The 14922-nt window shown below is 57.9% G+C and carries 11 protein-coding genes; all 11 read left to right on the forward strand.

Annotated elements, in window-relative coordinates:
* Positions 1 to 157: 157 nt before the first annotated feature.
* The 11 genes from IQ254_RS05860 (at position 158) to IQ254_RS05910 (ending at position 14777) form a co-directional block, all read left to right on the forward strand.
* A complete protein-coding gene (locus tag IQ254_RS05860; RefSeq protein WP_193965236.1) occupies positions 158 to 1210 on the forward strand; it encodes a bifunctional riboflavin kinase/FAD synthetase in 1053 nt (350 codons plus the stop codon).
* A 151-nt stretch (positions 1211 to 1361) separates the two neighbouring features.
* Positions 1362 to 2270, forward strand: a complete 909-nt coding sequence (locus tag IQ254_RS05865) for a MoxR family ATPase (protein ID WP_193965237.1) — start codon at positions 1362 to 1364, stop codon at positions 2268 to 2270.
* A gap of 101 nt (positions 2271 to 2371) precedes the next feature.
* Positions 2372 to 2626: a hypothetical protein gene (locus IQ254_RS05870; protein ID WP_193965238.1), complete on the forward strand. Its 255-nt coding sequence runs from the start codon at positions 2372 to 2374 to the stop codon at positions 2624 to 2626.
* Between the two features lie 80 nt (positions 2627 to 2706).
* On the forward strand, positions 2707 to 3852 hold the full coding sequence (locus tag IQ254_RS05875; protein WP_193965239.1) for a murein transglycosylase A: 1146 nt from the start codon (positions 2707 to 2709) through the stop codon (positions 3850 to 3852).
* Positions 3853 to 3919: 67 nt separating this feature from the next.
* Complete coding sequence (locus tag IQ254_RS05880) at positions 3920 to 5992, forward strand: sodium:proton antiporter (RefSeq protein ID WP_193965240.1); 2073 nt, start codon at positions 3920 to 3922, stop codon at positions 5990 to 5992.
* A 135-nt stretch (positions 5993 to 6127) separates the two neighbouring features.
* A complete protein-coding gene (locus IQ254_RS05885) occupies positions 6128 to 6871 on the forward strand; it encodes a precorrin-2 C(20)-methyltransferase (protein WP_193965241.1) in 744 nt (247 codons plus the stop codon).
* A gap of 97 nt (positions 6872 to 6968) precedes the next feature.
* The gene (locus IQ254_RS05890; protein ID WP_193965242.1) at positions 6969 to 8120 is read left to right on the forward strand and encodes a hypothetical protein; all 1152 of its coding nucleotides are present in this window, start codon (positions 6969 to 6971) and stop codon (positions 8118 to 8120) included.
* Between the two features lie 160 nt (positions 8121 to 8280).
* A complete protein-coding gene (locus IQ254_RS05895; protein WP_193965243.1) occupies positions 8281 to 8562 on the forward strand; it encodes a YiaA/YiaB family inner membrane protein in 282 nt (93 codons plus the stop codon).
* Between the two features lie 437 nt (positions 8563 to 8999).
* Complete coding sequence (locus IQ254_RS05900; protein WP_193965244.1) at positions 9000 to 10262, forward strand: efflux RND transporter periplasmic adaptor subunit; 1263 nt, start codon at positions 9000 to 9002, stop codon at positions 10260 to 10262.
* 137 nt (positions 10263 to 10399) lie between these two features.
* On the forward strand, positions 10400 to 13645 hold the full coding sequence (locus IQ254_RS05905) for an efflux RND transporter permease subunit (protein WP_193965245.1): 3246 nt from the start codon (positions 10400 to 10402) through the stop codon (positions 13643 to 13645).
* Between the two features lie 568 nt (positions 13646 to 14213).
* A complete protein-coding gene (locus IQ254_RS05910; protein ID WP_228040220.1) occupies positions 14214 to 14777 on the forward strand; it encodes a GUN4 domain-containing protein in 564 nt (187 codons plus the stop codon).
* Positions 14778 to 14922: the final 145 nt, after the last annotated feature.

Below are 14922 nucleotides of genomic sequence, written 5' to 3' on the forward strand. Positions count from 1 at the left end.
GCCCTCGCCAACGGCTCGGCTATAGAGCCCATTCCAGAATAGAGCCCATTCCAGAATAGAGTCATGGGGGCGACATCGGCGCTAGGGTAGGCCCCTAGACCCCAGCTAGCGGAATGTCTAATCAGACCCGAGTGGTATCTGTGTAAAAATGTAAAGCGTGTGGATCACCTCTTCGCTGACAACTGCTATTACCCCAACAGCGATCGCCCTGGGGAACTTTGATGGTGTGCATTTAGGCCACCAGGCTGTGATCGAGCCCGTGGCACCGGCATTTGGCCATGGGGTTGAGCCAGTGATCGAAGGGGCTAGCCATGGGTTTGGGTTACAGGGCTTTAGCGATCGCCAAGACAGGCAGCCCAATCTCGATCGAGACGGGCACCAATCGGTTGATCCCACGGCAGCACCCATGCCCACGGTGATGACTTTTTTCCCTCATCCCCAGGAGTTTTTTTCGGGTCGGCCCCGTCCGCTACTGACGCCGCTGCCCGAAAAAGCCACCCAGATTAGTCGTCTGGGCATTGGTCAACTGCTGCTGCTGCCCTTCACTCAGCACCTGGCCGATTTATCACCCGAGGCCTTTGTCGAACAACTGCTGGTACAAAAACTGCGGGTGCAATACATCAGCGTGGGCAAAGACTTCTGCTTTGGCAAGCGGCGCCAGGGCACGGTTGATGACCTCAAAACCCTGGCCCAACGCCACGGAGTGCAGGTGCATATTGCCCCATTAACCTGCTTGGGCACCGAACGCATCAGCAGTTCTCGTATTCGCCAGGCTTTAGAGACAACCGATCTAAGCCTTGTGAAGCAGCTGCTAGGACGCCCCTATAGCCTAGTGGGCCGAGTCGTCAGAGGGCAGCGTCTAGGCCATACCCTAGGCTTTCCCACCGCTAATTTACAGTTGCCCAACGACAAATTTTTGCCCCCTAATGGTGTCTATAGCGTGTGGGTGCAGGGAGCGATCGCTGCACCCTATCCTCTATTGCCAGCCGTGATGAATTTGGGCCATCGACCCACGGTCAACGGGGTCACGCTCACCGCTGAAGTGCATTTGCTCAACTGGACGGGCGACCTCTATGGCAAAACCCTAGAAGTTTATCTGCACGGCTTTTTGCGACCCGAGCAAAAATTTGAGTCGCTCGACGGTCTCAAAGGCCAGATTCAGCACGACTGCCAGCGCGCGCTGGGCGAACTGGCCCAATCGCCAGCTTGAGCGGGTTATTAGTCCTCACTAGTAGGCAGTTGGGGAGCGATCAGGGCATCATAATCCTAACTACACCAAACGCCAGTCGCAGGGCAGACCTGTATCTGCGGGTCAGCGATCGCCATCAAACTGGACTGGGTTATTGCAAGGGTCACACAGCATGCGCGATCGGATTGAAACACTCATTCAAAATTTAGACAAAACCATCGTTGGCAAATCTGACTCGATTCGGCTGGTATTGGTGGCCCTGTTTTCGGGCGGGCACGCCCTGCTCGAAGATGTGCCCGGAGTGGGCAAAACCCTATTGGCTAAGTCCCTCGCCCGCTGCATCGACGGCAGGTTCCAGCGCATTCAATGCACCCCCGACCTGTTGCCCACCGATGTCACCGGTACCAACATTTGGAACCCCAGCAGCGGCGAGTTTCAGTTTCTGCCGGGGCCGGTGTTTGCCAATATTCTGCTGGCCGATGAGATCAACCGGGCCACCCCCCGCACCCAGTCGGCACTACTGGAGGTGATGGAAGAACACCAGGTCACCCTCGACGGGCTGTCACGCCCGGTACCCAATCCGTTTTTTGTTATCGCCACCCAGAATCCGGTGGAATATCAGGGTACCTTTCCGCTGCCCGAAGCCCAGATGGATCGCTTTGCCCTGTCGTTTAGTCTCGGCTACCCCAACCAAAGCGAGGAGCTGAGCATGCTGCAGCGGCTGGGTGGTGGGGCATCTCCCCACGATATTCAACCCTGCATTACCCTCGATGAGGTGTTGGCTTTACGGGGAGAATGCGCCCAGGTGACGGTGGAGGAATCGCTGCAACGCTACGTCTTAGACCTGGTAAGGGCTACCCGCAACCACAGTGACATTACCCTAGGGGTGAGTCCGCGAGGGTCGGTGGCCTTCTATCGGGCGATGCAGGCCTTAGCCTACCTGGAGGGACGCAGCTACGCCATACCCGACGACGCCAAGCAGTTGGCCCCCCACGTGCTGGCCCATCGGCTCATACCAGCGGGCCACTATCGGCCCCAGCAACTAATAGCCGATCTGCTAGACACCGTGCCAATTCCATAGTTTGGGGGGGCTGGCAAGGCGGAAAATTTCCTCGAGAATTGGTGGTTTTTATAACCAAACAGCCCATAATAGGGGCGGTGAACTGAAGGAACGCTATCTCTATGCCCAGAACGCCCAGTGAGTACATCATTCACATGCTGTTTGATGGCGGCCACCACGAAGAGGTGCGCTTCTCTTCTATTCAAGATTTTCAAAAGTGGTATAGCGGCGAGTTGATGCCTAAGGCCACCTCTGAGGAGTTTATTACGGTGCCGCTGCCCAAGGTTAACCCCGGTGAGTACATGGTGATTCGCCCCTCCCGCCTGAGCGCTATTCGAGTAGAGCCCGTGTTTAGCTCTAGCGTTGAACGATTTTAATGGGCAGTTGGGTGTGGTTGAGTAACGCTCTATTGAGCGCTGGTTTAGGCGCTGGGTTATCGCTAGCGATATCCGGCTTCATGCTGCCTTTGGTTGAGGCGGCTGAAGTGGAAGCGGCGGTATCGGAGCAATCCTCGACAGCGGCATCACCCGCTGTGCTGCCGTTGCGACCCCTGGCCCCTGGAGACAACGACGAGATCTGGGCCGAGCTGGCTCTACCGAGCGATCGCCAGGCGCTGCTTCAGGCTATTCACTACAGCCTTACCTACCTGGCTACGCCCAAGGCAGCGGCAGACTATCAAGCCTATCCGGTACCGGGTATTACCCGCGATCGCGTCTGGCGCAGCCTGCAGCGCCTGCGCCAGTTGGTAACCCACAGCCCCGACGACCAGGCCTTGCAGTCTGCCCTGCGGCGTGAGTTTGTGCTCTACGAATCGATCGGTACCGATGGCGAGGGCACCGTCGCCTACACTGGCTACTTTGAACCCCAATACCGCGCTAGCACGGTACCCACCGCCGAGTACCGCTACCCGCTTTATCGCCGCCCGCCCACCTTAGAAAGCTGGCCCCAGCCTCACCCCACCCGCCTGGAACTGGAAGGGAGCGATGGCTTATCCAGCGGCCAGGGCCCCCTGGCCGGGCTAGAGCTGGTGTGGCTGGCTAGCCGACTCGAGGCGTTTTTGGTGCAGGTGCAGGGGTCAGCTAAGCTAGAACTAACCAATGGCGACATCATGTCGGTGGGCTACGCAGGCCGCACCGAATACCCCTACACCAGCATTGGCCGGGCCTTAGTCAACGACGGCAAAATCGCCCCCGACGATCTGTCGCTGCCCAACGTGATCGCCTACTTTGAGGCCAACCCAGCCGACTTAGATCGATACCTACCGCTCAACGAACGGTTTATTTTCTTTCGTGAAGGCGACTCAGGGGCACCCACGGGTAGCCTTAGTGTGCCGGTCACCGCCGGATATTCGATTGCTACCGATAAGACGCTACTGCCCCCGGGTGCGATCGCCGCCATTCAGCTACCGTTGCCATATCCAACTCCCCAGGGCAGCTGGGCCAGCCGCCTCACCACTCGCCTGGTGCTCGACCAAGATACTGGCGGAGCCATCCTTGGCCCTGGCCGAGTCGATCTATTTGTTGGCTCTGGCGCTGCGGCCGGGGAACTGGCAGGGCGGATCAATACGCCAGGACGCTTATATTATCTGCTGCTACGCCCTTGAGATAGCCCTGTTGCCGTGGCGAGATTGCCCCTAGTCTGCCACAGTAGGGGTGTTACCCTATACGCCTATGGATACTTCCTTCGCCCTCACCATCCAGATTGTGCTTACGGTGTTGGCCGGGGTTACCGCCCAGGTAATTGGAGAAATCGCCAGGGTGCCCAGCATTATTTTCCTGCTGCTGTTTGGCATTGGCTTCGGGCCAGACGGCCTTGGGCTCATTCACCCTCAGGATTTGGGAGTAGGGCTAGAGGTGATTGTGGCTCTCAGCGTCGCCCTCATTCTATTCGAGGGGGGGCTGAGCCTAGAACTGAGCGAACTGGGGCAGGTTTCGAATAGTCTGCGCAACTTGGTCACGATTGGCATTTTTGTCACCCTCATCGGTGGTGGAATGGCCGCCCACTGGCTGGGAGAGTTTCCCTGGTCGCTGGCCTTTCTCTACGCCTCGCTGGTGGTGGTAACTGGCCCCACCGTCATCAGCCCGCTGCTGCGCCAGGTCGAGGTCGATCGCAAAGTTGCCACCATCCTTGAAGGGGAAGGGGTACTGGTCGACCCGGTGGGGGCGATTTTGGCCGTAGTCGTGCTCGACATTATTCTCAATGGCGATACGGCCCCCGCCATAGTAGTGGGCGGCCTGATTTTGCGCCTGGGCATTGGCGCCTTGATTGGGGTAATCGGCGGCGGGCTCATGGGTCTGCTGCTCAAGCGCGCCAGTTTTCTCAGCGAAGATTTGCGTAACCTGGTGGTGCTGGCAGGGCTCTGGGGGCTGTTTGGGCTGGCCCAGAGCATTCGCGGCGAGTCGGGGCTGATGGCTACGGTGGTCGCGGGCATGATGGTGCGCTGGCTATCGGTGCCCGAAGAACGCCTGCTGCGCCGATTTAAGGGGCAGCTGACGGTACTGGCGGTGTCGGTGCTGTTTATTTTGCTGGCGGCAGATTTGTCCATTGCCAGTGTGTTTGCCCTGGGTAAAGGGGCGGTATTGACTGTGCTGACCCTGATGTTCGTAGTACGCCCGGTCAATATTTGGCTTTGCACTCGATCTAGTGACCTCAACTGGCGACAAAAGCTGTTTTTAGGCTGGGTGGCACCCCGAGGGATTGTCTCAGCTTCGGTGGCCTCACTGTTTGCCATCTTGCTGACTGAGCGTGGCATTAGCGGGGGCGATGCCATTAAAGCCCTGGTCTTTCTCACAATTATTTTGACAGTGCTGGTGCAGGGGCTGACGGCGCGTCTGGTGGCCCGCTGGTTGGGGATTACCAAGGCCGATGCGGTGGGAGCCGTGATTGTTGGGTACAGCCCCCTCAGCCTCTTGATCGCCCGCCTGATCAAGGAATATGGCGATCCGGTCGTGATGATCGACACTAACGAGGCCGCCAGTGCAGCTGCCGAGGAAGAAGGCATTGAGGTGCTGATTAGCAGTGCTCTCGATAGCGACGTGCTGGAGTCGGCGGGGTTAGGAAAGGCGGGAACCTTTTTGGCCATGACCAAGAACGGCGAGGTCAACGCTGTTGTCGCTCAGCGGGCGTTGGAGGAATTTCAGCCTGCTCGGGTAATTGCTGTGCTGCCGAAGGAAAAAAATCCGGGCGAGTTGCCCAATCAGGGGCAGCTGAAGGGAGCCCAAACGCCCCGTCTAGCTATTAAGAAATGGAACACCTATTTGAGCGATGGCGAGGTGCGCCTCGGTGAAACCCATCTGCGCTCAGAGGCACCCGATCGCCAACGGGCCCACCTGGCCATGCTGACGCGTAGCGGTGCTATGCTGCCGTTGCTGGTAGAGCACGACGGGGCATTGCGGGTGGCGCTGGGGCAAGACGCCTGGGATGTAGGCGATCGCATTGTTTATCTGTGGCATGAGACTCAGCCTAAGCTGCTTAAGCAACTGGCGGGCGGCATTCAACCCTCCCGATTAAATCTGGAGACTCTGGCTGCCGTAGAGACCATACCCCCGCAGCCGACGTCCCCTCCGGCGGTGGCCGAAACGATGGCGGCGGTGGCTCCCAAGATGCCGTCGGCCACCAGCGGGACACCAACCCCTCAACCGGTAATTCCAGAAAAAGCTCAGAAGACTGACGTCAAGCCGTCCCAGCCCCATAATCCAGCCGCAGAGCCGCCCTATCAGCAGTCTGCGCCAGCCGATGGCTAGCAGTCGAGCGATCGGGGTTACACCTACTCCAGGTCAACCTTGCGGCCCTGTGTTAAACCTAGCCACCGATCTGGGTTTAGGGCGAGTGCCTGAATCTTGTGCACCTCAGCCTTGCGGACATATCTGTCAATACCTATGCCATCTAACTCTGATCAATCGGTTCACTCAGGCACCCTTACCGGCATTGGTGTGGGGCCAGGCGATCCCGATCTACTGACGCTCAAAGCGCTCAAATACCTACAAAATGCTGAGGTAGTCGCCTTCCCCCAGGGGCGCGATGGTCAGCCCGGTCTAGCCCAGCGTATTATTACCCCCCACCTGGGGCAGCAGCAGCTCTTGGCTCTGAATTTTCCCTACGTGGTTGACCCCGAGCAGCTCTCAAATGCCTGGCAACGGGCGGGCGATCGGGTGTGGCAGCACCTCAGCCAGGGCCAAAACGTAGTCTTTGCCTGCGAGGGCGACCTCAGCTTCTACGGCACCTTTAACTATCTGGCTCTCAGCGTAGAACGCCGCTACCCAGGAGTAACCATCGAGCGAGTACCGGGCATTTGCTCACCCATGGCGGCGGTCAGTGCCCTGGGCCTGCCCCTGACCGTACAGTCTGACAAGCTGGTGGTGCTGCCCGCCCTCTACTCAGTCAATGACCTCGATGCCGTATTGACCTGGGCCGACGTGGTCGTGCTGCTCAAGGTGGGGTCGGTATACAGCCAGGTATGGGCTCTGCTCCAGCAGCGACAGCTCTTAGAGCACAGCTGGGTCATCGTCGAGGCCACCCAGCCCGGCCAGCGCATCTATCGCCCCTTGACTCTCTACCCGGGTCTGACACTGCCCTACTTTTCCCTCATGGTCATAAGGTCGGGGGCAAATCCGCTACCCTAGGTTTAGACTGGAACCCGCATCCCCCAGGGTAGGTCAATACACCACACCTCCTTTATCATCCTCACTATTCAACTATCGCGATCGCATACAGTACGGCATGACTTCACTCAACCCATCCCGGTTTAACCAACTGCTTCAGCTTGTCCGTCAACCCCAGGGCATTGCAGCTCTGCTGTCCGTAGGATTTCATGTCGTGTTGTTTGCCGCTGGCCCGTCATTCTCTGGCCTCAGCCTCGCGTCGCCAGGGGAAGCTGAGGCCAGAGAAGAAGAACGTCAGGTGCCGCTGATTGACCTCACCCCTGAGGAACAGAGCCGCCTACCTGACTTCTCGTCTCCCGCCTACTCATTTTTCCCAGAGCAAGACAACGATCTCTACAGCGTATTCCCACCGTCGGGCGACAGTTTACCCTTCAACCCCGGCGCAGAGTTTGGCAGCTTGCCGTCGTTTCCTGCCCCCCAGCCACCGTCTAGCTCGCTGCCAACGACTATTTCACCCTTTGGCCGATCGTCGATTGTGCTGCCATCGCGGCGGTCTCCCCGCCCGCCTAGCTCTAACAGTAGGTCGTCAGGGCGGTCCTCGACCCCAGCTCCAGACTCAGATTCTGCTACTCCGGCGACGCCCCCAGCAGTAGACGACACCTCCGCCGCAAATGCCAACGGCAGCGCCGATGATCTCATCCCTGATGCTGCCGGTGAACCCCATAACGAGACTACCCCCACCGACTCTACCAATGCTCCCGATACAGAAGCGCAACGAGCCAACGAACTGCTGGCTCGGGTAGAGTACGATGACGCCCAAACCCGCCCCGACGACGTCGAGATCGCTAAGGCGGCCTGGCTCGAAACGGTGCAAGAAGAACTCGGCGATAACCTGGCCCAGGCCCCAGAGCCCATTACCTTAAAGGTGCCCTACAACGGTAGGCTATGCCTATCGCCCGAGCCTACCGATGGGCTCCTGGGACTCATCGGGCTGCCCGACGATGAAACTGACGGCCTTAAACTCTGGACGGCAGTTCTCAAGAGCACTGGCTATCCATTTTTAAATCAGGCTGCTGGGCAAGCCCTACAGGAACTAGCCCAGCCAGTTGAGCCCCAGGCCGATAACGAGAGTGGCACCCTTGAGCCCAATACCCTTTACCAGGTCGTGCTGGAGGTAGAGTACGACAGCCAAAGCTGTATCACCCGCGAAGCGCTGCTGCAATCCCGCACAGCTGATCATGATGACCCCAATGAAGCCCCCGCAGAGTAGTGTTGGCCCACGCCAGAATCTGACGGTTTGTAGCCGTTATTGAGCTTAGCGTTTGGGCTCTTTTACTGTTGCATTCTTTAAAGTGTCTCTGCCCTGGGCTCACCCCAAACCCTTGCTTCTAGGGTAAAAGCGTAATCTCACTACACGCAGGAGCCACACTATGGGCGCCATCAAGTCTTCTCGGGGTCACAGTTCAGCCTGGGTTGTGCAGACCTGGGTTTCGTTTGCGTTGTCGATAGGTGGTTTATCGCTGGGCATTCTCTGCCTGCCAGTCGATGCTTGGGTCAAGGGCTATATGGGTATGGGCACAGCCTTTGCCCTGGGGTCTACAGCTAGCCTGGCGAAAACCGTGCGCGATCTGCACGAGGACAAACAAATTACTGCTCGTATTGACGAGGCCAAGGTAGAAAGACTCCTGGCTGAACATCATCCCCTGAAGTAAGGTGCGTTTAAGGGATCGCTTTACCGTCCCCATGAGCGAGCGGTGGCTCAATTTCTGGCCAGATAAAGCCCAGCTTTTTGCCCTGCCTAATTAGCTGCAAACGCTCTGCGATGGCAGTGCCCTAGACTTCATCGACCCGGGTACGCGAACTCGGCCCACTGGGCGGTCGCGGAGAGACACCGGATAGGTATTTAGTTGGAGCACTCTAAACGCGAATCTTGGCCTGACAATCACCCCGTTTGATCAGCCAGTTCTCCGGTCAGTATGGCCATTCCAAGAATTTGCTTTTTCCCCTTAACCGTAGAGCGTACTCCATAGTTTATGCTACTTGATATACATCTTAATCCCATGGGCAGTGGCAACCGTGCTTCTACGGGTCTTTGGTCTACCATGGAGGATGGCTACCGATGCCAAACCGCTCAATGTTTAGCAACTCTATGCCATCTGTCAGATGTTATCGAAACCGCCAGGTCTGGGGGGTTGCCCTGACCTTGTCATTGGTGGTGTCAGCCTGTGGTCGATCTGGCCCGCCCGCAGCGGGTGCCCCCCCGGCTGTACAGGTGCAGGTACAGAAACTGCAGCCCGGCACCTTTGAAGAAAGCTCTGATTTTGTCGGTTCTCTAGAGGCGGAGCAGCGCATTGAGCTCAGACCTGAGGTATCAGGCCGTGTCACTCAAGTTTTGGTAAGCTCAGGGAGTGCCGTCAATCTGGGACAGCCCATCGTACAGCTCAGCCCCGACCAAACCCAGGCTGAGGTTACAGCTGCCCAGGCGGCCGCCCAGGCCGCGAGCTTTGGTCGCCAAGCGGCTCAGTCTCAGGTGGAAGCAGCCAGAGCCCAATTGGCTCGTGCCCAGGCCGATGTAGAACTTGCTCTAGTGGAGTTTCGCCGCACCCAGCAATTGGTATCAGCGGGAGCCTTAAGCCGTCAGAATTTAGACAACGCCCAAAACCAGCTCACCGTGGCCCAGACCGCTCAGCGCCAGGCTGAAGACAATGTGCGCTCCGTCGAGGCGCAGCTTCAGCAGGCGCTCTCAGCTTTTGAGCAGGCTGAAGCTGAGGTGAACGTCAGCCAGGCCGATCTGGGCTTTAAGCAGGTGGTAGCGCCAACCTCAGGAATAGTGGGAGATATGTCCCTACGGGTGGGCGACTTCGTGGAATCTGGGGATACCCTGGCCACCATCACCCAAAACAGCGACCTGTTCCTGCGCATTCGGGTGCCTACAACCCAGGCAAACCAGCTGAGGTTGGGTATTCCGGTCGAGTTGCTCAATCCTGAAACGGGTGAACCGCTGGCCACGGGTAGCCTCAGTTTTATTTCCCCTGAGGTGGACGGAGAAGGGCAGTCGATTTTGGTGAAGGCTCGCTTCCCCAATGAGGCGGGTAATTTGCGGGATGGACAGTTTGTCAAGGCACGGCTGATCTGGAATACGACGGCCACTCTATTGGTGCCTACTGTGGCCGTGATTCGGGTGGCAGGCCAAAGCTTTGTCTTTGTCGCTACTGACCAATCCCAGGAGAATGGTCAAACTCTGCGGGTGGCGTCCCAACGCCCGGTGCAACTGGGCGAGATTCAGGGCAACAACTACCAGGTCATTGATGGTCTAGAGGCCGGTGATGAGGTGATTGTGACCAATATTCTCCAGCTTCAGGATGGTCGGCCCGTCACCTCTGAGGCTCAGACCTCAGCTGTACTGCACTAGGTAGCTCTAGGTGGTGATAGCCCGATGGGCCACCTCTGTTTGCTCAGTGGAGTTCCTGTCTAATTGAGATTGGCTGTTTTTACGCCGAAGTAACGCGCGATCGCGCGTCTTATGTTCCCAGTCCTGGTATACCGCCTATGGCGCTGTTCTCCATTGCCGATAACTTTATTCGTCGCCCGGTATTGACGACCGTGTGCACGCTGCTGATTGTGCTGGCGGGGGCCGTTGCCATTCCGCTGCTGCCCATTGAGCAACTCCCAGAAATTGCCCCGCTGCAAATTCAGGTGACGGCCAACTACACCGGGGCCGATGCCGAAACCGTGGAGAGTAGCGTGACCACGGTGCTGGAGCGAGAGGTCAACGGGGTGGAGGGCATGGAGTTCATTACCTCCAGCAGCACCAATACCGGCCAGAGCAGCATTAATGTGGTGTTTCAGCCCGGTCGCGACAAAGACATTGCCCAGGTAGATGTCCAAAACCGGGTGGCTCGGGCCGAACCTCAACTCCCGCCGGAGGTGACCCAGCTCGGCGTCACCGTTAACGCCCAGTCGCCGAGCATCTTGCTGGTGTATCGGTTTTTTACCGATGACAATCGCTACGATGCTCTGTTTTTGAGTAACTACGCCGATCTGTTCATTCTCGATGAAATGAAACAGCTCAACGGCGTCGGCAATGCCGAGGTTTTTGGGGCCGGGCGTTACGCTATGCGCCTCTGGCTTGACCCTGCTGCCCTGGCTAAGCAGGAGCTCACCCCAGGGGATGTTGTCGCGGCCCTGCGAGAGCAAAATGTGCAGGTGGGCGGCGGTGCAGTAGGCGCACCGCCTACAGATAGTACCCAGGCGTTTCAGTACACGGTGCGGTTACCGGGTCGCCTGCAAGAGGTCAGCGAGTTTGAGAATCTAGTTATCAAAGTGGGGGCGGAGGGCGACCTGGTACGCCTCAGCGAGATCGGGCGGGCAGAACTGGGAGCCCAGGACTATAGCTTTGATGCCCAGACCCAGGGCAAATTGGCGGCGGGTCTGCTGGTCTATCAACTACCGGGCAGCAATGCCCTGGAGGTGGCCCAGGCGGTGCGCGATCGCATGGCCGAGCTAGAGCAGAACTTTCCCCCAGGCTATCGGGCCGAGCTGGTGTTTGATACCACCGATTTTGTCCAGGTTTCGCTCAGGGAGGTGCTGAGCACGCTGGTGCTGGCAATCGTCCTGGTGCTGGCAATTTTGTTCCTGTTTTTGCAGGACTGGCGATCGACGGTGGTACCGGCGATTGCCATTCCGGTGTCGCTGATTGGAGCGATGGCCTTCTTGTTGGCATTCGGCTTTTCGATCAATACCCTGACGCTGTTTGGCTGCATTTTGGCCTCGGGCCTGGTGGTAGACGATGCCATCGTCATTGTGGAAGCGATCGCAGCCAAAATAGACCAGGGCATGCGCCCTAAACTGGCCGCCCTCGATGCCATGCAAGAGCTATCTGGGGCGGTGATATCGACGTCGCTAGTGCTGATGGCGGTGTTCATTCCCGTGGCGTTTTTTCCGGGCAGCACCGGCAAAATTTACCAGCAGTTTGCCCTCACGATCGCCTTCACGGTGCTGGTGTCTACCTTCAACGCGCTGACGTTTTCGCCCGCCATGTCGGCCCTGCTGCTGCGCCCGGTGACCCCCGGCACCCGAGGTGGCCCCCTGGCAGGCTTCTTCAACCGCTTTAATGCCCTCCTGGCGTGGGTGATCGAGCGCTACCGACGGGCGGTGCGCATCTTGATTCGCCTGCGCTATGGGGTGCTGGCCCTATTTGCGGTGGGGCTGCTGTTGCTGGTCGGTATGTTTCGAGTCGTGCCTACGGGCTTTGTGCCCGAAGAAGACCAGGGCTATTTTTTGGGTATTGTGCAGGCTCCTGACGGAGTATCGCTGGAATACACCAAACAGGTCATGGATCAGGCTGACCAGCTTTTATCTCAGTTTCCTGAGATCGAGAGCACGTTCATGCTGTCGGGATTCAGCTTTGACGGCCCATCCCCCAGCCGAGGGGTGTTTTTCGCCACCCTGGCCCCCTGGGATCAGCGGCGCAGCCCAGAGTCGACGGTGACGGGGCTGCTGCCCCAGGTTAACGGTGCCCTCTCCAGCATTCAGGAGGCCCTGGTGATCGCTTTCAACGCGCCGCCGGTACCGGGGTTTAGCCCTACCGGGGCACTAGAGATGCAGCTCCAAGACCGCAGCGGCAACCAGATGAGCATCGATCAGTTTTTGGGCAACGCCTACGAGATTATCGGGCTGGCTAATCAGTCGCCCGCGTCGATGGGGGTGTTTACCCAGTTCACTGCCAGCTCACCCCAGGTACAGGTCGATATTGACCGCGATCGCATCAAAGCGCTCGACATCGATATCAATGAGGCGCTGACCACCGTGGGCACCTACCTCGGCTCCAGCTACGTCAATGACTTTACCTCTGGCGGGCGCAACTACCGGGTCTATGTGCAGGCCGAGGCCCCCTTCCGCAACGAGCCCAGTGACATCAATGCGTTTTATGTGCGATCGCGCCAGGGCGTCATGGTGCCCCTGGGCGAGGTTGTCACCCTGAAAGAGGTGGTGGGCCCGGCCACCATTAATCACTTCAATCTGCTCCGATCGATCAAGCTGGAAGGTATGCCCGCCCCAACAGCCAGCTCTGGCCAGCTGATTGCAGCCATGACCGAGGCCCATGCCCAGGCCGCCCTGCCGGTGGTGGGCATGGATTGGCAGGGCACCGCCCGAGAAGAAATTGCGTCCGGTGGTCTGTCTACCCTTATCTTTGGGTTGGGGGTGCTCGTTGTCTTTTTGGTGCTGGCGGCCCAATACGAGAACTACACTGACCCGATCATTATTCTGCTAACGGTGCCATTAGCGGTGCTTGGGGCGCTGGTGTTCCTCTTCTTAAGGGGGCTGGATCTCAATATCTACGCCCAGGTGGGGCTGGTGATGCTGATTGGCCTGGCCAGCAAGAACGCTATTTTGATTGTGGAGTTTGCCAATCAGGCCCGGAGCCAGGGGTTGGGATTGGTGCCTTCGGCGATCGCCGCCGCTGAGCAGCGATTCCGCCCCATTATCATGACGGCGATTTCATCGCTAGTGGGCTTTTTCCCGCTGCTGATTGCGACGGGGGCAGGCAGTGCCAGTCGCTGGTCGGTGGGCTATACCGTATTTGGCGGTCTGTTGGTGGCCACAGTGCTCAGCCTACTGGTGGTGCCGGTGCTCTATGTTGTACTCAAGGGCCTGACTGAGCGCATTTTGCCGGGTGGCCCTGGGTCACCCCCGACTGTGACAACCTCTACTGACTTAGGCAACGGTAGCAACACCCGCCAGGAAGATGAAGCCGTAGCTGCCTGGCCATCTCAGAGCGAAACCTCCCTCTAGAGCATCGGTACAGTGTGGCTAAAACCCCGGTTTCTTTGTCACTGCCCTAACGGCATGACTGGCATTCTGGCCGAGAAACCGGGTTTCTGTAACGGCGTTCTAGGGCTAGACAACGACGACAGCCGACCCAGGATTAGAATTTATAGCGTTGACTAAATATATCGGGTTAGAGTGTTTCAACTAAATACCTATCCGGTGTCTCTCCGCGACCGGCCCATTGGGCCGAGTTCGTGTTCCTGATCGGGATGTTTTGTGAAACAAGTACACTCTGTTCCCTGTCACCTACTCCCTGTTCCCTTTGGACTGTACTTAAACAACATGAATAAGCCTGTAGCTGGGTGGGCTGATACTAAATCCTATTTGGTTACCCCCGATTCCCTAGGGCGAAGGCCATATGCTGCGAGTAGGGCTACGCCAACGCCGCTACAGGTTAGTCTTCATAGAATCGGGGGTATGTGGTTTGGATTTGGTATGAGACGCTCATCTGGCTTACATTCCCTTTACTGATGTTCTCTCTAGGAGCCTGGTATCAATAATGTGTAGGGAAGAAGAATCGCAGGACGAGCTCATGGCCCGCCTCGAAGCCCTGGAGGCCCGCCTGGATGGATTCATTCAACAGGGGCTGACTGAGCGCATTGCTCGTTTGGAAGACGCTCTGACCTTGGTCACCGACGTAGAACGCTACCAGCCGCTGCAACGGCTGCTCAAAACTGGCAACCTCAAGCAAGCTGATGAAGAAACCGTGCGGGTTATCCTACGCGAGGCACGTACTCCCGATCGCGAAGACCTGACCCCCGATGCGATTCGGCTGTTTCCCTGTAGCGTGCTGCGGGTGATTGACCGCCTGTGGACGACCTATACGGGCGATCGCTTTGGCTTCAGCGTGCAACTCGAGTTATACCGTGCAGTAGGAGGTACCCTCGAGAGCGCCCTTGCCCAGGACGGAGAGCCGCTCAATCGGCTGGGCGATCGGGTCGGCTGGCGGCACAACAACCAGTGGAGAAGCCTCGACCAGGCCAGCCACAGCCTTAAGGATCCCGTCGGCTGTTATCCTGTCGTCTGGTGGGATTCGCCCTACGGTGCCAAGATGGTCAACTATTTCCTGAGCCGATTATTTACCTGTGAGTTTTAGCGACTAACCAAAATAATGCTTAACGGGTGACAAGGGTACTCAACGTCATGCGGTACAGGGCTTTGAGACAATAAAGGGGACAAAAAATAGGGAGCCTCAGTGCAGCTCCCCTAAACCAATATGTTTCCTGCATCCTACCAAACCA

Origin of the sequence: Nodosilinea sp. LEGE 07088 (assembly GCF_015207395.1) — a bacterium.
Classification (GTDB): domain Bacteria; phylum Cyanobacteriota; class Cyanobacteriia; order Phormidesmidales; family Phormidesmidaceae; genus Nodosilinea.

Coding starts and splice junctions, on each gene's coding strand:
- IQ254_RS05900 (WP_193965244.1), top strand. CDS start 9,000: ATGCCATCTGTCAGATGTTATCGAAACCGCCAGGTCTGGGGGGTTGCC.
- IQ254_RS05870 (WP_193965238.1), top strand. CDS start 2,372: ATGCCCAGAACGCCCAGTGAGTACATCATTCACATGCTGTTTGATGGC.
- IQ254_RS05895 (WP_193965243.1), top strand. CDS start 8,281: ATGGGCGCCATCAAGTCTTCTCGGGGTCACAGTTCAGCCTGGGTTGTG.
- IQ254_RS05885 (WP_193965241.1), top strand. CDS start 6,128: ATGCCATCTAACTCTGATCAATCGGTTCACTCAGGCACCCTTACCGGC.
- IQ254_RS05865 (WP_193965237.1), top strand. CDS start 1,362: ATGCGCGATCGGATTGAAACACTCATTCAAAATTTAGACAAAACCATC.
- IQ254_RS05880 (WP_193965240.1), top strand. CDS start 3,920: ATGGATACTTCCTTCGCCCTCACCATCCAGATTGTGCTTACGGTGTTG.
- IQ254_RS05905 (WP_193965245.1), top strand. CDS start 10,400: ATGGCGCTGTTCTCCATTGCCGATAACTTTATTCGTCGCCCGGTATTG.
- IQ254_RS05890 (WP_193965242.1), top strand. CDS start 6,969: ATGACTTCACTCAACCCATCCCGGTTTAACCAACTGCTTCAGCTTGTC.
- IQ254_RS05910 (WP_228040220.1), top strand. CDS start 14,214: ATGGCCCGCCTCGAAGCCCTGGAGGCCCGCCTGGATGGATTCATTCAA.
- IQ254_RS05875 (WP_193965239.1), top strand. CDS start 2,707: ATGCTGCCTTTGGTTGAGGCGGCTGAAGTGGAAGCGGCGGTATCGGAG.